Origin of the sequence: Pseudomonas abieticivorans, assembly GCF_023509015.1 — a bacterium.
GTDB lineage: Bacteria > Pseudomonadota > Gammaproteobacteria > Pseudomonadales > Pseudomonadaceae > Aquipseudomonas > Aquipseudomonas abieticivorans.
In genome coordinates, this window is sequence record NZ_CP094975.1 from 6,377,442 (window position 1) to 6,395,264 (window position 17,823).

The 17,823-nt window shown below is 64.9% G+C and carries 17 protein-coding genes; 4 read left to right on the top strand and 13 right to left on the bottom strand.

Features of this window, described 5'->3' with window-relative positions; all coding sequences use genetic code 11:
• Positions 1-129: 129 nt before the first annotated feature.
• Entirely contained in the window at positions 130-663 is a 534-nt protein-coding gene (locus L9B60_RS28910; protein ID WP_249674538.1) for an RrF2 family transcriptional regulator, read from the top strand.
• Positions 664-1,117: 454 nt separating this feature from the next.
• On the opposite strand, the gene aroQ is transcribed toward L9B60_RS28910, so the two are convergent.
• Genes aroQ through L9B60_RS28940 form a run of 6 tightly spaced genes read right to left on the bottom strand, consistent with a single transcriptional unit; the run spans position 1,118 to position 5,410 of the window.
• The gene (aroQ, locus tag L9B60_RS28915; protein WP_249674540.1) at positions 1,118-1,561 is read right to left on the bottom strand and encodes a type II 3-dehydroquinate dehydratase; all 444 of its coding nucleotides are present in this window, start codon (positions 1,559-1,561) and stop codon (positions 1,118-1,120) included.
• A gap of 5 nt (positions 1,562-1,566) precedes the next feature.
• Positions 1,567-2,385: a shikimate dehydrogenase gene (aroE, locus tag L9B60_RS28920; protein ID WP_249674542.1), complete on the bottom strand. Its 819-nt coding sequence runs from the start codon at positions 2,383-2,385 to the stop codon at positions 1,567-1,569.
• Positions 2,382-3,614, bottom strand: a complete 1,233-nt coding sequence (locus L9B60_RS28925) for a CaiB/BaiF CoA transferase family protein (RefSeq protein ID WP_249674543.1) — start codon at positions 3,612-3,614, stop codon at positions 2,382-2,384. The genes aroE and L9B60_RS28925 overlap by 4 nt, the downstream gene beginning before the upstream one ends.
• Positions 3,611-4,066 (bottom strand): MaoC family dehydratase, encoded by a 456-nt coding sequence (locus tag L9B60_RS28930; protein ID WP_249674545.1) that lies wholly within the window; start codon positions 4,064-4,066, stop codon positions 3,611-3,613. Before L9B60_RS28930 ends, L9B60_RS28925 begins: the two co-directional genes overlap by 4 nt.
• 10 nt (positions 4,067-4,076) lie before the next feature.
• Entirely contained in the window at positions 4,077-4,463 is a 387-nt protein-coding gene (locus L9B60_RS28935; RefSeq protein ID WP_249674547.1) for a VOC family protein, read from the bottom strand.
• Complete coding sequence (locus tag L9B60_RS28940) at positions 4,460-5,410, bottom strand: ketopantoate reductase family protein (protein ID WP_249674549.1); 951 nt, start codon at positions 5,408-5,410, stop codon at positions 4,460-4,462. The genes L9B60_RS28935 and L9B60_RS28940 overlap by 4 nt, the downstream gene beginning before the upstream one ends.
• Before the next feature lie 91 nt (positions 5,411-5,501).
• Between L9B60_RS28940 and L9B60_RS28945 the strand changes: the two genes are divergently transcribed.
• A complete protein-coding gene (locus L9B60_RS28945; RefSeq protein WP_249674550.1) occupies positions 5,502-6,407 on the top strand; it encodes a LysR family transcriptional regulator in 906 nt (301 codons plus the stop codon).
• A gap of 48 nt (positions 6,408-6,455) precedes the next feature.
• On the opposite strand, the gene pgm is transcribed toward L9B60_RS28945, so the two are convergent.
• From pgm to L9B60_RS28970, 5 genes are all read right to left on the bottom strand, one after another.
• Positions 6,456-8,096: a phosphoglucomutase (alpha-D-glucose-1,6-bisphosphate-dependent) gene (gene pgm / locus L9B60_RS28950; protein ID WP_249674552.1), complete on the bottom strand. Its 1,641-nt coding sequence runs from the start codon at positions 8,094-8,096 to the stop codon at positions 6,456-6,458.
• A 128-nt stretch (positions 8,097-8,224) separates the two neighbouring features.
• Complete coding sequence (locus L9B60_RS28955; RefSeq protein ID WP_249674553.1) at positions 8,225-10,477, bottom strand: ATP-dependent DNA helicase; 2,253 nt, start codon at positions 10,475-10,477, stop codon at positions 8,225-8,227.
• Positions 10,474-12,126, bottom strand: a complete 1,653-nt coding sequence (locus L9B60_RS28960) for a VRR-NUC domain-containing protein (protein WP_249674554.1) — start codon at positions 12,124-12,126, stop codon at positions 10,474-10,476. Before L9B60_RS28960 ends, L9B60_RS28955 begins: the two co-directional genes overlap by 4 nt.
• A gap of 90 nt (positions 12,127-12,216) precedes the next feature.
• On the bottom strand, positions 12,217-12,942 hold the full coding sequence (locus L9B60_RS28965; RefSeq protein ID WP_249674556.1) for an anti-sigma factor family protein: 726 nt from the start codon (positions 12,940-12,942) through the stop codon (positions 12,217-12,219).
• Entirely contained in the window at positions 12,935-13,432 is a 498-nt protein-coding gene (locus tag L9B60_RS28970; RefSeq protein ID WP_249674558.1) for a sigma-70 family RNA polymerase sigma factor, read from the bottom strand. The genes L9B60_RS28965 and L9B60_RS28970 overlap by 8 nt, the downstream gene beginning before the upstream one ends.
• Before the next feature lie 133 nt (positions 13,433-13,565).
• Here L9B60_RS28970 and L9B60_RS28975 point away from each other — a divergent pair, with 133 nt between their 5' ends.
• Both L9B60_RS28975 and L9B60_RS28980 read left to right on the top strand, forming a co-directional pair.
• Entirely contained in the window at positions 13,566-14,534 is a 969-nt protein-coding gene (locus tag L9B60_RS28975; RefSeq protein WP_249674560.1) for a metallophosphoesterase family protein, read from the top strand.
• Entirely contained in the window at positions 14,531-14,851 is a 321-nt protein-coding gene (locus L9B60_RS28980; protein WP_283780544.1) for a cupredoxin domain-containing protein, read from the top strand. Before L9B60_RS28975 ends, L9B60_RS28980 begins: the two co-directional genes overlap by 4 nt.
• Here the strand turns inward: L9B60_RS28980 and L9B60_RS28985 are convergent.
• Positions 14,835-16,241 (bottom strand): aminotransferase-like domain-containing protein, encoded by a 1,407-nt coding sequence (locus L9B60_RS28985; protein WP_249674561.1) that lies wholly within the window; start codon positions 16,239-16,241, stop codon positions 14,835-14,837. The genes L9B60_RS28980 and L9B60_RS28985 overlap by 17 nt on opposite strands.
• Positions 16,241-17,722, bottom strand: coding sequence for a hypothetical protein (locus tag L9B60_RS28990; RefSeq protein WP_249674563.1), 1,482 nt, complete (start codon positions 17,720-17,722; stop codon positions 16,241-16,243). The genes L9B60_RS28985 and L9B60_RS28990 overlap by 1 nt, the downstream gene beginning before the upstream one ends.
• Positions 17,723-17,823 lie beyond the last annotated feature (101 nt).

A 17,823-nucleotide genomic window follows, 5' to 3' on the forward strand; every position in this document is an offset into this window, starting at 1 on the left:
GATCCGCTTGTGTAAATGCTCTACCCCAATGATCATGGCGCGGTTAGGTTGAAATCGAGGTGACCGGTGGTTCGTTGCCAGCGCGCAGGGCTGTTGCTAGAATGGCGACTTGATTAGTCGGAGATTAAAATGTCTCTTTACAGCGCGGGCGTTGAGTACGGCATTCATTGCCTGTTGTTTTTGGTCGGCAGCGGTGGCGAGAGCCGTGAAGCCAGCGTGCGCGACCTGGCCGAACTGCAAGGCGTGCCGCAGGATTACCTGGCGAAGATTTTCACCAAGCTGGCCAAGGCCAAACTGGTAGCGGCGACTGAAGGCGTCAAAGGCGGTTTCAGGCTGGCCCGGCCGGCCGATGAAATCAGCATCCTGGACATCGTCAATGCCATCGACGGGCAGAAGCTGATCTTTGATTGCCGGGAAATTCGTGGCCGTTGCGCGTTGTTCGAAGGCGCCCCGCCCGCCTGGGCGCTGGACGGCGGCTGCGCGGTGCATGGCGCCATGCAAACCGCGCAAAAGCGCATGGAAGAGGCCCTGGCCCAGCAGACCATCCTGGACCTGGCCCGCAAGCTGGGCCGCAAGGCACCAGCCGAATTTGCAGGCCAGGTGGATGAGTGGATCAGTGGCCGCAAGGACAGGAAGATTTCAGTGACCGATGTTACGGGCTGATATTCGTGGCGCGGCCTTCGCGGATGAATCCGCTCCTACAGGGGTGAGGTGCGCCTGTAGGAGCGGATTTATCCGCGAAAAGACCGCTGCGTTGTGCCAGGCATACCGTGAGCGGCCTTCGCGGATGAATCCGCTCCTACAGGGGTGAGGTGCGCCTGTAGGAACGGATTTATCCGCGAAAAGACCGCCGCGTTATGCCAGGCATACCGTGAGAGCGGCCTTCGCGGATGAATCCGCTCCTACGGCGGTGAGGTGCGCCTGTAGGAGCGGATTTATCCGCGAAAAGACCGCCGCGTTGTGCCAGGCATACCGTGATGCGGCCTTCGCGGATGAATCCGCTCCTACGGGGGTGAGGTGCGCTTGTAGGAGCGGATTTATCCGCGAAAAGACCGCCGCGTTGTGCCAGGCATACCGTGAGAGCGGCCTTCGCGGATGAATCCGCTCCTACGCAGCATCAGGCGGAGCGTTTTGCGGCGCTCACCGCCGCCCTCAAGCCCAACAGATAGCTGTCGGCGCCAAACCCGCAAATCTGCCCGCTGACGATTTCGCCAAACACCGAATGGTGCCGAAACGCTTCGCGGGCATGAATGTTCGACATGTGGATCTCCACCACCGGCACCGTAAGGATCGCCAAGGCATCACGAATGCCGTAGCTGTAGTGCGTCCAGGCACCGGCGTTGATCAGTACCGCGTCCACCTCGTCGAAAAAGCCCTGGTGGATGCGCTCGCACATCGCCCCTTCGCAGTTGGTTTGGAAGCTGTCGATGCTCGCCCCCAATTCCTCGCCCAGGGTGCGCAGGCTCGCGTCGATCTCGGCCAGGGTAGTGGTGCCGTATTGCGCCGGGTCGCGCTTGCCGAACATGTTGTGGTTGATACCGTGCAGCATCAGGATCTTCATCAGCGTTACACCAACGGGATGGTCAGGCGGTCGATGACCGGGCGGGTTTCGGGGCGCACGCCGCGCCACCAAGCGAAGGCTTCGGCCGCTTGCTCCACCAGCATGCCGACGCCATCGGCCAGCAGCGGCACGCCGGCGCTTTGCGCCAGGCGCAAGAACGGTGTAAGGCCCTTGCCATAGGCCAGTTCATAGGCCAACTGCACCTGGCCAAACAGCGCCGCATCGATCGGCGGCAGCTCCCCGGTCAGGCTCGCCGACGTGGCGTTGATCACCACATCGAACACCTGCCCCGCCAACGCCTCATAGCTGCACACCTCGAGCAGCGGGTTGTTCAATTCAGCGACCAGGGTTTGGGCTTTGCCCACGTCACGGTTGACGATCACCAGCCGCGACGGCGCTGCCTGCAAGAACGGCAAGGCAGCCCCGCGCACCGCCCCGCCCGCGCCGAGTACCAGCACCCGGCGCCCGGCCAGGGGCTGCTTGAGGTTGTGCTCGATGTCGCGTAGCAGGCCGATGCCGTCGAAGTTCTCGGCGTAGATCTTGCCGTTCTCGAACTTCAGCGCATTGCTCGCCTTGGCCAGGGTAGCCCGCTCACTGCGCGCTTCAGCCAGCTCGAACGCTTGCAACTTGAACGGCGCGGTGATGTTCATGCCACGCGCGCCGCTGTCGCGAAACCTGCGTACGTCGCCGGCAAAATCGTCCAGCGAGCCTTCAATGGCGCTGTAGGCGAGGTCCTGATCAGTCACCTCAGCAAACAGGCCATGAATCAGCGGCGACTTGGTGTGGTTGATCGGCCGGCCGATCACTGCATAACGGTCTGTCATTGTGCAGCCTCCTGGGTGAACAGCACGCCATCGGCCTGCATCTGGGCGATTTCCTCGGCGCTGAAGCCCAGCGCAGCAGCCACTTGGGCGTTGTGCTCACCCAGGTCCGGCGCCACTTGGTGGATAGTGGTGTCGCAGTCGGAAAAACGAAATGGCAGGTTGGGCATGCGCAAGGTGCCGTAGCGTGGGTGCTCCTGTTCCACCACCATGCCGCGGGCCTTGATCTGCGGGTCGCCCAGCACTTCGTCGATGCGCTGGACCTTGGCGCTGGGCACGTCGATCTCATCGAGCAGCGACAGGATGCGCGCCACCGGGTTGGCCGCGACCCAGCGCTTGACCACTTCAAGGATTTCCAGCCGATGACTGTTGCGCCCGTTCAGGCTATGGAATCGCGCATCCGAGCCAAAGCCTGGCGGCGCCCCGTTGGCTTCCAGCATCACCGCAAAACGCTTCCAGGCATCGTCGACCTGGGCGGCAATCACCAGGTCCCCATCAGCGGCGCGGAACACCCCGTACAGCGTCGAGGTGGGCATGTCATGGCCGGTCTGCTCCGGCACCACGGTGCCACCCGACAGGGTGTAGCACTGCACGGCGTACTCGTGCATCGAAAACAGGGTGTCGTACAGCGACATGTCGATGTGCTGGCCGCGGCCACTGTTGACCCGGCCCAGCAGGGCCGCGTTGATCGCCGCCACGGCGTGGATGCCGGTGTACATGTCGCCCAGGGAAATACGCAACAGCGGCGGCGCCTCCCCCGGGGTCCCGACCATCTGCATGATGCCGCTCTTGGCCTCGGCGATCAGGCCGAACCCGGCGCGGTGGGCATCCGGGCCGGTGTGGCCGTAGGCCGAGATCGAGCAATAGACCAGCTTGGGGTTGCGCGCCGACAGCTCGGCGTAGCCCAGGCCGAGTTTTTCCAGGGCGCCAGGCCGGTAGTTTTCGATGAACACATCGGCCGAGTCACACAGCTTCTGCATGAACGCTTTGCCACGCGGGTCTTTCATGTTGACGCTGACGCCCTGCTTGCCCATGTTCAGCTGCAGGAAGTAACCACTTTGGTGGTCATCCAGGGTAAAGGCGTGCTGGCGACCGGCGTCGCCGGTGCCTGGGCGTTCAACCTTGATCACTTCGGCGCCCAGGGCTGCCAGGCAGCGGCCCACGTAGGGCCCGGCCAGGAAGTGGCTGTAGTCGATCACGCGCAACCCCTTGAGGGGCAATGGCTGGCTCATGGTTGTGGTCTGCGTGGGACCATCAGACGGTGTTCGCCGCGTTGCACGACCTCGCCTTTCTGGTTGATCAATTCGGAGGGCAGCACGACGATGCCCCAGTCAGGCTTGCTGTTGCTGGCGCGCATGCTGCCCACGCGAAACTTCACGTGCAGCACGTCATCCACCTTGATCGGTAGCAAAAAGTCCCAGGTCCAGCCCAGCGACATGCCCGGCAAAAAGCGATAGTCGCTTTGGGTCTTCAAGCCGTCGGCGATGCTCTGGCCGAACAGCCCGTGGGCCACCAGGCAGCCAAAGTGGCTGGCGTTGGCATAGGCTTCGTCGACGTGCACCGGGGTGTGGTCGCCGGTCAGGTCGGCGTAGGCCAGGATGCGCGCCTTGGTGACGGTGTACGCGGGGCTGATGCACTCATCGCCTTCGCGGGCATCGTCCCAGTATTTCTCAATGATGGTCATGGTTGGCAGCTCACGAACGCGGGTTGATGGCCAGGGCCTGGGCAACGCAGGCCACGGGCGAGGCTTGAATGAATTCCACTGCCAGCCCATCGGGCAAACGCAGCCAGTTGCGGCCTTGGGGCATTTCAGTCACGTCGAATTTCCAGGCCGCGCTCAAGGCGTATTCCATGTCTTCGCACATCACCCCCAAGTGCCCCAGGCGCCCTTCCGGCCCGGCAAACTCAGGTGCGCTGATGAACTGCATGCCGCCCAGGGTCCAGTACTGGATGGGCTGCTCGACGGTGCCCTGCACTTCGCGCAGGGTCATGCCGAACACATCGTGGAAAAAGCGGATGTGCCAATGGATGTCTTTGACCCAGACGGCGACGTGTTCCACGTAGGCTTTGGGGATGCTCACGATTTGGCTTCCTCTTGTTGGTGGTCGGCCATGGCCCGCTCGATGCCTTTCATGCAGGCCACCAGCGTTGCATTGACCGGGGTGGGCACGCCGTGGCGCTGGCCCCAGCGCACGACGGAGCCGTTGATGAAATCAATTTCGGTGATCGAGCCTTTTTCCAGGCTTTGCAGCATGGAGGTCTTGAACGAGGCCGGCAGGCCCTCGCTGGCCATGTTCCAGGCCGCGCCCGGGTTGGTCAGGCTCAGTTGCACCCCGGCCGCGATAGCCACGGCGATGGCTTCGGCCACGGCGGCCAGCGCCGTGGCCTTGAGCAGCGGCTCGCTGTACAACTGGCCATAGGTGAGCATGGTGATGCCGGTGAGCGCCCCGGTGGCGACATTGATCAGCAACTTGTCCCACATGGTGCCCAGGATGTTGTCGCTGACCGTGGTGGCCAGCCCGGCGCCGTTGAAGGCGTCGGCAATCTCTTGCACGCGGGGGCTGAGCATGCCGTCCAGCTCGCCGATGTAAGTGTGCTTGCCGGCGACCCCGGCGCGGATGCTGCCCGGTTCCAGCAACACGCCGCCCACATAGGTCTTGCCGGCCAACACCCGCGAACGGCCCACGGCGTCAGCCAGGATGTCTTCGTGGCCCAGGCCGTTCTGCAGGGACAGCACCAGGGTCTGCGGGCCCACCAGGGCCATCGCGCCGGCCATGGCTTGGGCGGTGTGGAAGGACTTGACCAGCACGACCACCAGGTCGACCGCGCCGACCTCATCCGCCGTGGTACTGGCCTTGACCTTCACGGCGCGCTCACCGCGCTCGTCGTGCACCTTGAGCCCGTCGCGATTGATCGCCTCGACGTGTGTGGCGTTGCGGTTCAACAGCCAGGTGTCGTGCCCTGCCTCGCTGAGTGTGGCGCCGATGGCGCACCCCAGTGCACCAGCGCCAAGAATGCAGATTTTCACGAAACGGCCTCCTGTTTTTTTTGCCACCTTAAGTATCTGGACGTTGTTGAGCTATACAATGAACTCAATAAGCCCATTGAAATTTACAATAATGCTAAATGCGACCCACCTGCCCGAACCGAAATTGCTGCAGCTGTTCGACGTGCTCTACAACACCCGCAGCGTGACCCGCGCCGCCGAGCAGCTTGGCCAGAGCCAGCCGACCATCAGCATTTGGCTGGGCCGCCTGCGCGAGCAACTGCATGACCCGCTGTTCGTGCGCACGCCCACCGGCATGGCGCCCACGCCACAGGCCGATGCCTTGATCGGCCCGTGTCGGGAAGTGCTGGAGTCGTTGCGCCGGCTCACGGCCTGGGAGAGTGACTTTGTGCCGGCCACGGCGCAGCGACGCTTTCGCCTGTGCGTCAGTGACGCCAGCCACATCACCCTGCTGCCGCAGTTGCTCGAGCATTTACGCAAGCAGGCCCCCGGCATCCGCCTGGAGGCTGCACGCATCGACGGCAATAGCGAACGGGCGCTGGAATCCGGCGAAGCGGACCTGGCCGTGGGGTTCGTGCCCTGGCTGGGCGCCGGGATGTACCAGCAGGTGCTGTTCCCGCAGGACTGGGTGTGCCTGAGCAGCGCCACCCACCCGCGCATCGGCGCGGCGCTGAGCGTTCAGACCTACTGCGCCGAAGGGCATGTGCTGGTCAGCGCCGGCACCGGCCAGAAGCTTTTGGAAGCGGGCTTGGCGCGCATGGCCGTGGAGCGACGGATCATCCTTGAGTTACCCGGCTTCCTGGGCCTGGGGGCGATCATCGGCACCACCGACCTGATCGCCACCCTGCCCCGCCACATCGGCGAAACCCTGGCGGCCATGCACCACCTGGCCGTGCATGACTGCCCGGTGGCCATCGAGGGATTTTCGGTGAAGCAGCACTGGCATGCGCGTTACCACCTGGACAGTGGCAACCGCTGGTTGCGAGGGGTGATGCTGGCGTTGTTCAAGTCTGATTGAAGCAACGCCAACGGCGCCCACTGGTGGCGCCGCGAGCTGGCGGGCCGCTTACGAAATGGCGGCGTCGACCAGCACTTGCGCCTCCGCCACCAGGCGCTGCAAGTGCCCTTCGTCAATGAAGCTTTCGGCGTAGATCTTGTAGATGTCTTCGGTGCCCGACGGCCGCGCGGCAAACCAGCCATTGGCCGTCATCACCTTGAGCCCGCCGATCGCCTGGTCGTTGCCCGGCGCATGGCTGAGGATCTGTTCGATTTTCTCACCGGCAAGCTCAGTGGAGGTGACCTGTTGGGGCGACAGCTTGCCCAGCGCGGCCTTCTGCTGCGGGTTGGCCTTTGCCTCGACGCGGGTGGCGAAGGGTTCGCCCAGGGCCGCCGTGAGTTCGTTGTAGGCCTGGCTCGGATCACGGCCAGTGCGCGCGGTGATTTCCGCCGCCAGCAAGGACGGGATCAAGCCGTCTTTATCGGTGGCCCAGACACTGCCATCGCGCCGCAGGAACGAGGCCCCGGCGCTCTCTTCGCCGCCAAAGCCCAGCGAGCCATCGAACAGGCCGTCGGCGAAGTACTTGAAGCCCACCGGCACCTCATACAGGCGCCGGCCCAGGCGCGCGGTGACGCGGTCGATCAGGCCGCTGCTGACCACGGTCTTGCCGACCGCGGCATCGGCACGCCACTGCGGGCGGTTCTGGAACAGGTAGTCGATGGCCACCGCCAGGTAGTTGTTCGGCGCCAACAGGCCGCCGGTGGGGGTGACGATGCCGTGGCGATCGTGGTCCGGGTCGCAGGCGAAAGCCACGTCAAAGCGGTCCTTGAGGCCGATCAGGCCTTGCATGGCATACGGCGAGGACGGGTCCATGCGGATCTGCCCGTCCCAGTCCACGCACATGAAGCGGAAGGTCGGGTCGACACTGGTGTTGACCACGTCCAGGTTCAGCTTGTAGTGCTCGGCGATGGCCGACCAGTAGTTGACCCCTGCACCGCCCAGCGGGTCGACGCCCAGGCGCAGGCCCGAATCACGGATGGCCACAAGGTCGATCACGTTGCCCAGGTCGGCCACGTAGGTGTTCAGGTAGTCATGGCGGTGCGTGGTGGGTGCCTTGAGCGCCTGCTCGTAGCTGATGCGCTTGACGCCCTTGAGGCGCTCGCCCAGCAGTTCGTTGGCCTTGGCCTCGATCCACTTGGTCACGTGGCTGTCGGCCGGGCCACCGTTGGGCGGGTTGTATTTGAAGCCACCGCTTTGCGGCGGGTTGTGCGAGGGCGTAATCACCACGCCGTCGGCCAGGCCCGAGGTGCGCCCGCGGTTGTAGCACAAGATGGCGTGGGACACTGCCGGGGTGGGCGTGTACTCGTCATTTTCGGCGATCATCACGTTCACGCCATTGGCGGCGAACACTTCCAGGGCGCTGACGCCGGCCGGGGTGGACAGCGCGTGGGTGTCGATGCCGACGAACAGCGGGCCGTCGATGCCTTGGGCAGCGCGGTACAACACGATGGCCTGGCTGATGGCCAGGACGTGCCATTCGTTGAAGCTTGCGTCGAACGAGCTGCCCCGGTGCCCCGACGTGCCGAAGGCCACGCGTTGGGTGGCGATGGCGGCGTCGGGCTGGCGGGTGTAGTACTCGCTGACCAGTCGAGGGATATCGACCAGCACGCTGGCCGGAGCCGGTTTACCTGCCAAGGGACTGAGCTTCATGCATTACCTCGAAAATGGGGGTTGGAACACTGCCGAGCAGTTTACTGAGTGTTGGACCGGCGCGGCAGGGGTTGTATCCCTCGCCAGTCAAATTAACGTGATTTGTACCTGACATAACATCACAGCCCTTACCAGCGCCACCACTTGGGAAAAAGCTGCTGCACCCGGCTCTCGCCAAACCGATCATCGATCAGCACCACCACGCCGCGATCGTCGACGCTGCGGATCACCCTTCCTGCTGCCTGCACCACTTTCTGCAAGCCGGGGTACAGGTAGGTGTAATCGTAGCCGGCGCCAAATATTTCACCCATGCGCTGCTTGAGTTGCTCGTTCACCGGGTTCAACTGGGCCAGGCCCAGGGTCGCGATAAATGCGCCGATCAACCGCGCACCCGGCAAGTCGATGCCTTCGCCAAACGCCCCGCCCAACACCGCGAAGCCCACCCCCTGGCTGTGCTCGGTGAATTGCATGAGAAAGTCACGCCGCCGGCTCTCGTCCATGCCGCGCGATTGCACCCACAGCGGTACCTCGGGGTAGCGCTGTTGCATCACTTCGACCACCTGTTGCAAGTAGTCGAAACTGCTGAAAAACGCCAGGTAGTTGCCCGGCCGCTGGTTGAACTGCCGTGCAATCAACGCGGCAATTGGCTCAAGGGAGGCGCCCCGATGCTGGTAACGCGTGGAAATGCGCTGCTCGATGCGCACCTCCAGTTGCTCGGCACTGAACGGCGACTGCACGTCGACCCACGCGGTATTGGCGGGCATGCCCAACAGGTCGGCGAAATAGTGCCGTGGGCTCAGGGTGGCGGAAAACAACACGCTGCTGCGCGCGGCCGCAATCCGCGGCCCACTCAACGAGGCCGGCACCACGTTGCGCAGGCACAACAATGCGCTTTTGCGCGCCCCGCGGCCCTCGCGAAGCTGGATGTCGAACACGTAGTGCTCGCCAAACAGCTCGGCCACGCGGCCAAAGTGCAGTGCGTCGAAATAGAAGTCCAGCAGTTCGCGGTCAAGGCCCTCGGGCTGCTCGTTCATCAGGTCGCCGATCAGTGACACGCAGCGCATCAGGCACAGGGTAAATTTGTCGGTGGGGCTGTCGTAGGCCTGGTACGCCGCCACCTGGTCCTTGTACAGCGCGTTCCATTCGCGGTTCAGGCGCTGCAAGGCCGGCTTCAGGCTGGCCGGCGGGTTGCGGCGCAAGGCGTGCAGGCGTTGCTGGTCCAGGCTTGCGCTGTACATCTGGCGGGTGCGTTCCACCAGGTTGTGCGCCTCGTCCACCAGCAAGGCCAGGCGCCACTGGTTGGCCTGGGCCAAGCCCATCAGCAAGGCACTGAGGTCGAAATAATAGTTGTAGTCGCCGATCACCACGTCCACCCAGCGGGCCATTTCCTGGCTCAGGTAGTACGGGCACACATCATGGGCCAGGGCGACCTCGCGCAGGGCCTGCTGGTGCAGCACGGCGACCTGCGCGGCTGCAGCCCGGGCGGCCGGCAGACGATCGTAAAAGCCCCGGGCCAACGGGCAGCTCTCACCATGGCAGGCCTTGTCTGGGTGTTCGCAGGCCTTGTCCCGGGCCACCAGTTCCAGGCTGCGCAACTTGAGGTCGGGCGCACTGCGCTGCACGTGCTGCAAGGCGTCCAGGGCCAGTTGGCGGCCCGGGGTCTTGGCGGTCAGGAAGTAGATTTTGTCCAGTTGCTGCGGCACCAGCGCCTTGAGCAGCGGGAACAGCGTACCCAGTGTCTTGCCGATGCCGGTGGTGGCCTGGGCCATCAGGCAACGCCCGGTGCTGACTGCCTTGTACACGGTTTCGGCCAACTCACGCTGGCCGCTACGAAAACCCTCGAACGGAAACTTCAAGCTGCCCAGGCCACTGTCGCGCAAGGCCGTACGGGCCATTTCGCTGCGCGCCCAGTCCAAAAACAAGCGGCACTGGCCGTAGAAAAATACCTGCAGGTCGGCTGCCGTCCAGTGTTCTTCGATCAAGGTCTGGCGGTCGCTGTCGACGTCCAGGTACACCAGCGCCAGGTTGACGTCGGCCAGGGCCTCCTGCTGGCAGAGCAACCAGCCGTACACCCGTGCCTGGGCCCAGTGCAGTTGCCGATGGTTGGCCGGCTGGCGGGCCAGCTCGCCACGGTAGGTCTTGATCTCTTCCAGGCGGTTGCGCAACGGGTCGTAGCCGTCGGCCCGGCCGCGCACCGCCAGCTCCAGGTACTCACCGCTCAAGGCCACTTCACTGCGGTATCCGGCGCCGCGCCCACTGGTCACCCGGCGGTGCCCGGCGATGCCTTCCTGGGCGCTGGGTGACGGCGTGAAGCGCAGGTCCAGGTCACCGACCTTGGCGGTGAACTCGCACAGCGCGCGCACCGCGATCTGGTAACTCACGGGGCGCTCGCTGCCCATTGCACGTAGCACACCTGGACCGGCATCTGGTGCTGCGCGCAAAAATCCAGCCAGCGCAATTGGTTGTCCTGCAGGCGATCGCCCGGGCCCTTGACCTCGATCATGCGGTAACGTTTTTCCTGCGGCCAGAACTGGATCAGGTCAGGCATACCACTGCGGTTGGCCTTGACGTCTTCCAGCAGGCGCTCGAAGCAGCGGCGCAGGTGCTCGGCGGGCAGGCAGTCGAGCGCCACCGCCAGCAATTCCTCGCTCAGCGCGCCCCAGAACACGAAAGGCGACTGCACGCCGAATTTGCTGTGGTAGCGGGTGCGGATGGTCGCCTTGTAGCGCTCATCGCTCAACTCTGCCAGGCATTGGCCGAACAAATCGGCGCGGCGGGTGTGGAAGTCCGGCTGCATGAGGTCGGCCGGGCCGCTTTGGAACGGGTGGAAGAACGCCCCCGGCAGGGCCGCGAAGATCGCCGGCCAGCAGAGCAGGCCGAACAACGAGTTGAGCAGGCTGTTTTCGACGTAGTACACCGGCCCGTCGTGTTCGTGCAGGTGGGCCTGCACGGCGAACTCGACGCCCATGGGCACCTCGCCCGGCGCCAGCTCCACATGCAACGAGAGCACCACCGGCTTTTTAGACCGAGCAGTCGCCGGCAGCCCCAGTTGCCGACGCAAGCGCGGTATCACCCGGGGTAAGTGCTGGGCTTCCGCCGCGCTTTCGGGGGCCTGTTCGGCCAACAGCGCCAGCGCGTGGGCCTGCTCGAAGCGCTCCAGGCGCTCCAGCACGCGGATCTGCCGGGCCCGGCTGCCGGGGTAGGCGCATTCGGAATAAATCGCCAACGCCTCTAGCAGCAGGCCTTGGCGTTCGCATTGGTAGGCCAGGCTAAACAGCAGCTTGTCGCGACGGCTGCGCAACCACGGGTTATCGCTGGCCAGGCCGCGCAGTTGGGCCAGCAAGGGCATCAACTCAGCGCCTGCTTCCAGGGCTTCGCGGCAATGGTGCAACTGCAGGCCCAGCTCCACATCGGCGCGGTTTTGCAAGCCGCGGGACGCCAGCGGCATGTCCACCGTTTCATAACGAAAGATGCCCAGGTCCGCCAACACGAAGTCGGTCCAGCCCTGGTGCAGGTTGCCAAAAAACAGCAGGCGCAAGCGCTCGCACAGGGGCCGCACGGGCAAGGCGTACACCTGGTCGTCAAGGTGCGGGCACCACAAGCCAAACGCCTGGGCCGGGGGCGCGTGCTCGGCGATTTGCGCCAGCAGCTCGTCCTTGCGCGCCGATGCGCGGCGGATCCAGGGTTTGAACGTGGTGATGATTTCGGGCTTTTGCAGCACCTCGAACAGCTCGGCCAAGGCCAGCGGCGCCTGCGCGTTCACCCAGCCTTCATCAAGCAGCGGCTGCACCGCAAGCGCCGTGGCGCCGATTTCGTCATAGACCAGCTTGCTGGCGCGGAACAACGGCCCCTTGCGCATCACCAAGCGCACCAGCAACGCCTGGGCGGGCCGTGGCACCTGGGCGAAACGGGCGATGAAACGCTGCTCCTCGGCGTCCAGCACATCGCTGTAGCGCAGGCTCAGCCAGTCGAGCACGCGCTGGAAGTTGACCAGGTAATAGAACGGATCATCCAAAGGGGAAACAGTCACGGTGCCGGGAGCCAAGCGCGAACAAACACTGTTTATACATACAGACCGGCACCCAAGGCAACTGCTTATGGATAGAAGGCACCTGCGTGATCAGGGTGTCGCCTGCACCAGCAGCCCCAGCGCCTGCAATTGGCCCGCGTCCACATCCGATACCGCGACAAAGCGCAGGTGCTGATGCTGCCACGCCAACACGTTGAACCCGCGCACGCTGAAGGCCTGCGGCGGGCTGTCCGGTTCATCGGTGGGCTGAATGAACAGGTTGATCACGTGGCGGTCATGCCGGTAGGTCAACGCCGCCGCGCTGCGCTGGCGCAGGTAGTCCAACCGACCGCCCAGCAACACGAAGCCCTGGTCGCTGAAGTCATGCACCGGTGGGGCGAAGTCCAGTTTGCCGGTGAACCAGGGCTTGACCGTATGGCGATCGGCAGAGGCCACGTCGTTCAAATGCTCGGCCATCAACGAACGTACGTGGCTGGACACCGCTTCCTCCTGCCACGCCGGCGGCGCCACGGGCGTGGCGATAAACAGCACAAGCGCCACGGCCAAGGCCACCCCGCTGGCGGCAGGCGCCCACCAACGGCGCCACGCGGCAGGTGTTTGCCGGGCGAGCAGGCCCTGCAGGTCGGCAGGTGCCGGATAGTAAGGGGCATGGGCTTTTACGGCGGCAATCAGGCTGCGCGCGGCCTGAAGGTGCTGCGCGCACTCGGCGCAATACAGCAGGTGGCCATCGACCTCGGCCACTTGGCTGGCGCTCAACGCTTGGTCCAGGTAGCCATCGAGCAGCGCCCGGCACTGTTTGCAGTCCAGTTCATGCATGGCCGCGCCGCCTCAGCAATTGTTCGCGCAATTGCCCACGTGCCCGCGACAAGCGCGACATGACCGTGCCCAACGGCACATCGATCACCCGGGCGATGTCCTGGTAGCTCAAGCCCTGCAGGTCTTTCAACACGATCACCTCGCGAAAACCGGGGGCCAGCGCCTGCAAGGCCGCTTGCACATGGGCGCAATCCTCGGCGTCGATGGCCAGGCCTTCCGGGGACTCGCCGTGGTCGGCAACCTCTTGCTCGTCCAGGGGCATCCAGCGCCAGGCCATGGCCGCCTTCAACCAGGTGTGGCTTTCGTTGCGCACGATGGCCAAAAACCAGGCACGCGGGTTGCTGCCGTCAAAGCGGTCCAGGTATTTGCAGGCGCGGTAGGCGCTTTCCTGCACCACGTCGTGGGCCGCGCTGTCGTTGCCCGTCAGCCACCGTGCCAGGTTATAGGCGGCGTTCATGTGCGGTGCAAACAGCGCCTCGAATCGATTCATCGCGGCCCTCGCCCTTCTGACACCTGAATAACTGCCATCGGCCGACTTTTATTCCAGCACTGGGGGAATAAAACCGCGCGCCGGGCAGTTTATTCAGCCGCACCCCGGCAACCGCCAGCCATGAGGAACCGCCATGAACACGCGCCGCCACGACAGCCTGCAAGACCCCACCCGCAGAACCCTGCTCAAATGTTCGGCCTGGGCCGGCGCGGGGGTGATCTGGGCCCTGGCCGGCGGGGTACCCAAAGCGTTCGCCCTGGATGACAACGGTAGCCTGTCGGACCCTACCGCGCTGGCCAGTGACTTTCATTTCGTGCAAATCAGCGACTCGCACATCGGCTTCAACAAGGAGGCCAACCCAGAACCCCTCAAGACCCTGCAACTGGCCATCGACAAGGTCATCGCCCTGCCCCGCCCACCGGCGTTGATCCTGCATACCGGTGACATCAGCCACCTGTCCCGGGCCGACGAGTTCGACCTGGCCGAGCAGACGCTCAAGGGCCTGCCCGCCCGCGTGCACTACGTACCCGGCGAACACGATACCCTGGATGCCGGCGGCGGCCAGTTGTATTTGCAACGCTATGGCAAGGGCACCCAGGGCAATGGCTGGTACAGCTTCGATGACCATGGGGTGCACTTCGTGGCGCTGGTCAATGTGTTCAACTTCCAGGCCGGCCATGAAGCCAGCCTGGGCAGCGACCAGCTCAAATGGCTGGCCGACGACCTGCGCGCGGTGTCGCGCAGCACCCCGGTGGTGGTGTTTGCGCATATCCCGCTCTGGACGATCTACCAACCCTGGGGCTGGGGTACCGAGGACGGCGACCAGGCACTGGCGCTGCTACGCGACTACGGTTCGGTGACCGTGCTCAACGGGCACATTCACCAGGTGATCCAGAAAGTGGAAGGCAACATCACCTTCCACACCGCCCGGGGTACCGCCTACCCGCAACCGGCGCCCGGGGCCGCCGCCGCGCCGGGCCCGTTGAGCGTGCCGGCCGACCAGTTGCGCAACTACCTGGGCATCACCGACGTCAGGGCGACCCAGGGCAACCACCCACTGGCGCTGATCAACACCACCCTGGCCGACCCGGTGAACGCATGAACGGCCAGGCATGGGCCTTGCTGGCCGGCTTGACGATGGCCCATGGCGCCAGCGCCGCCGACGCGGTGCAGGTCGATATCCGCGACTTCATGTTCAGCCCGGCGCAGTTGACCATCAGCGCCGGCACCCAGGTGACGTGGGTCAACGATGACCAGATCCCCCATACGCTGGTGGACACCAACAAGCACTTCCGTTCGGCCGCCCTGGACACCCAGGACCGTTTCACCCACACCTTCGACACACCGGGGCGCTATGAGTATTTTTGCACGTTGCACCCGCAGATGGTCGGCACCTTGATCGTCACGGCTCGGCCTTGAGCGGCCGGGCAGCCTGGCTCAAGGCCTTGCCCAAGGCCAACAGCACCGCGTCGGGCGGTGGGTCATCCTGGCCGCCACAACGCAGTTGCAGGCAGTGGCGATGCAAGCCGCCCACGCTGAACATTTCGCCCGGCTCGATGACAATGCGCTGGGCCAGCAAGCGCTCGAACACCCGGCCCATGTCGGTCGGTTGCCGTGCCCTGAGCCACAGGGCGGCGCCACCGGCAGGCCGGTCGACCCAGACCTGCTCGCCCAACAGCCGCTTGACCCGTGCGCTCAGTTGCTCAAGACGCAGGCTGAGCGAGGCGCGCAAACGCATCAGGTGCTCGTCCACCACGCCTGCGGCATACAGCCGCGCAATCGCCCGCTGGCGCAGCAGCGGCACCTGGAACCCGCGCCGTACGAAGGCGGCACGCAAGTCCGCGCCAAAATGCCGCGACAGCAGGTACGCAAAGGGCGCATCGCCGCCCAGGGTGTGCTCGAACGAGGACAGCACCAGCAGCCGATCCGGGTTGGCCAGGTCACGAAACCGCGTGCAGGCCTGGAAGCACAACTCGCCGTGGCTGTCGTTTTCCAGCAACCACACCCCGTGGCTGTCCAACAGACTGACGATGCAATGCTTGTCCAGGTCCGGCATCAAGGTGCCCTGGGGCACGTTGAACGCCGAATCGACCATCATCATGCGCACCTCGCCCTGCGCCAGGATCTGCGCCAGCCGGTCCTGGTCCACGCGCCCCACGGCACACAGGGGCAACTCGACCAGGCGCAGCCCGGCGTGCTGCAGTACCTGCAGGGCCTGTGGGCAGGCCGGCGAGGTGACCAGCACGCTGCCGCCACCCAGGCCCGTGGCCTCGATCAACAGCTCCAGCAGGGCCCGCCGATCGACCGCGATATACACCTGTTCGGCGCTCCAGCACTGCTCGGTGGACCGGGTGTAGCGCGCCGCCAACAGGCGCCGCAACTCAAGCTCGCCACAGGGCTGGGCAGGCGCCTCCGGCACGCGCGGGTACTGGCGCCACAGTTGCAATTCCTGGCGCAACAACGCCTGGCTCAAGGTCGCGAACGGTTGGCCCCGACCGAGCATGCGCAGGTCGGCGCGGATCGCGTTGAAGGCCACCCGCTGGTACAAGTCGCCCTTCTCGCTGGAACACGGCTGGCTGGATTGCGCACGGGTGAAATAGCCCGACTTGGCCACGCAGAACACCCGCCCTTCGTTCTCCAGCAAGCCGTAGGCTGACTGCACCGTGATGATGGAGACTTCGAGGTCGCGGGCCAAGGCGCGCAGCGACGGCAGCTTGAGGGTGGCGCCCGGCTCCACCGCGTCGATCAGCGACAACAGATAGCGGTACACCGCCTGGTAGGCGTAACCGCGGGCAGGTCGGCGGTCCATCAACGCCCCGTCATCAATACGCGCGGCGCATCACCCTGCGTGACCCAAACCTTGTCCGGGTCACTGGCCCGCACCCGGGCGATCAGGCTGCGAGGGTCGGCAAAATCGACCCGCGGCTGACGGTACAGGCGTTGCAGCAGGCCCATGGGCAACCCGCTGGTGTTGACCAGCCAACGCACCCACTTCCCGGCCACTGGCCGGCCGCGCAGCGCGTCGTGGAAATACGGCAGGGCGTCTTGCAAGCGCGGATGGCAGCGCTGCACAAAGGCTGCCAGCGCCGCGCCCTGCGCGGTGAACGGTGAAAACAGCAGGCACACCCATTGCGTGTCATCCAGGCCGAAGCCATCCCGGCCGTGTTGCTGCGCCAGCGCGCGGCGCTGCGACAGCTTGGCGCGGGTGTCGTAGGCGCCCAGGGCCAACTCGATCAAGTGCGCGGGGATGTGCTTGCGGCGCATCAGGGTGGTCGCCAATTCCAGGTACTGCGCCACGCCCTCGGCATAGGGGCGCTGCTCCAGGTACTGCGCCCGCAAGCCACGCAGGTGTGCCATCAGCAAGGGGTTGGCGCAGTCGGTCTCGCTGAAACCGAAAGCCAGTTCACTGAATCGAAAGCCCAGGAAGCTCACCAACAGGCGCCAGCCGTCCTCCAGTTGATCACCCACCAGGTCATGCACCGCGACGGTCACCGGCGCCTTCGCCAACTTAGGCATTGCCGGGCGCGGTGCCAATGGCGCCGCGCCATAAAGGGCGCGGTCGTAGGCGTCGCCCAAGCGGGCAAGCTGTTGCCAGGGCACCGTGGGCAAACTGCGCGGGCGTGCACACTGGGCGAGCCCGGCCTGCCCCGCCGCACGCAAGGCCCAGCCCAGGTAACGGCGCTGCTCACGCGGCGAATCGCTGGTGACCCAGGCGTTTACGCCACCCTGGAATGCCATCGCCCGCGGGTAGAAATCCGCCAGGCGCAGGTAGCAGCCATTGCAGAAGCTGGCCCGGGCATCGCCGGCGGTCAAGTGCCCGGCCATCAACAGGTCGTCACGGTTGCGCTGGCCGGTGGCCGCGTCCATCGGCTGCAGGTGATCGAAGGGCCGTACCTGATGATCGTCCACCACCAGCAGTTCGACCCGCGGGTCGTCCTGCAAAAACATCGCCGAATAACCGCGCTGGATGTTGTCGTAAACCGCCGCACCCAAGCCTGCATGCCTGCAGGTGGCCACCCGCAGCATAAAGGTGCTGCCCTGGCGGCGCGCAATGCTCAGTTGCGCGGCACGTAGCAATGCCAGCGCCAGGGAACTGGTCTTGCCGCCGCCATGGGCCAGAAACACCCGCAGCCCCGCCAACCCGCGCTGCCCGCCGGCGGCGACCGTTAGGCGCTGAATCAGCAACTGCACCGCCGCGCGTTGCGCGTGGGAACAATGGGCCAACAGTTTTTCCAGCACCTGGTGGTAGATATTATTCATGGCCTGTTGGTGAGTTTCACTGATTGTCATGCCTGACCCGTCTTATCCTTTATGAGTGTCCTAGGAAACTTCCGACAACTTCCTACACGAAGTTCAGGACACAAAAGCGAACACCGCCGCACACTCCGCTC

Excerpts from the sequence above, each read along its gene's own strand:
- L9B60_RS28910 (WP_249674538.1), top strand. The coding sequence starts at position 130 with ATGTCTCTTTACAGCGCGGGCGTTGAGTACGGCATTCATTGCCTGTTG.
- aroQ (WP_249674540.1), bottom strand. The coding sequence starts at position 1,561 with ATGAAGATCCTGATGCTGCACGGTATCAACCACAACATGTTCGGCAAG.
- aroE (WP_249674542.1), bottom strand. The coding sequence starts at position 2,385 with ATGACAGACCGTTATGCAGTGATCGGCCGGCCGATCAACCACACCAAG.
- L9B60_RS28925 (WP_249674543.1), bottom strand. The coding sequence starts at position 3,614 with ATGAGCCAGCCATTGCCCCTCAAGGGGTTGCGCGTGATCGACTACAGC.
- L9B60_RS28930 (WP_249674545.1), bottom strand. The coding sequence starts at position 4,066 with ATGACCATCATTGAGAAATACTGGGACGATGCCCGCGAAGGCGATGAG.
- L9B60_RS28945 (WP_249674550.1), top strand. The coding sequence starts at position 5,502 with ATGCTAAATGCGACCCACCTGCCCGAACCGAAATTGCTGCAGCTGTTC.
- pgm (WP_249674552.1), bottom strand. The coding sequence starts at position 8,096 with ATGAAGCTCAGTCCCTTGGCAGGTAAACCGGCTCCGGCCAGCGTGCTG.
- L9B60_RS28965 (WP_249674556.1), bottom strand. The coding sequence starts at position 12,942 with ATGCATGAACTGGACTGCAAACAGTGCCGGGCGCTGCTCGATGGCTAC.
- L9B60_RS28970 (WP_249674558.1), bottom strand. The coding sequence starts at position 13,432 with ATGAATCGATTCGAGGCGCTGTTTGCACCGCACATGAACGCCGCCTAT.
- L9B60_RS28975 (WP_249674560.1), top strand. The coding sequence starts at position 13,566 with ATGAACACGCGCCGCCACGACAGCCTGCAAGACCCCACCCGCAGAACC.
- L9B60_RS28980 (WP_283780544.1), top strand. The coding sequence starts at position 14,531 with ATGAACGGCCAGGCATGGGCCTTGCTGGCCGGCTTGACGATGGCCCAT.
- L9B60_RS28985 (WP_249674561.1), bottom strand. The coding sequence starts at position 16,241 with ATGGACCGCCGACCTGCCCGCGGTTACGCCTACCAGGCGGTGTACCGC.
- L9B60_RS28990 (WP_249674563.1), bottom strand. The coding sequence starts at position 17,722 with ATGACAATCAGTGAAACTCACCAACAGGCCATGAATAATATCTACCAC.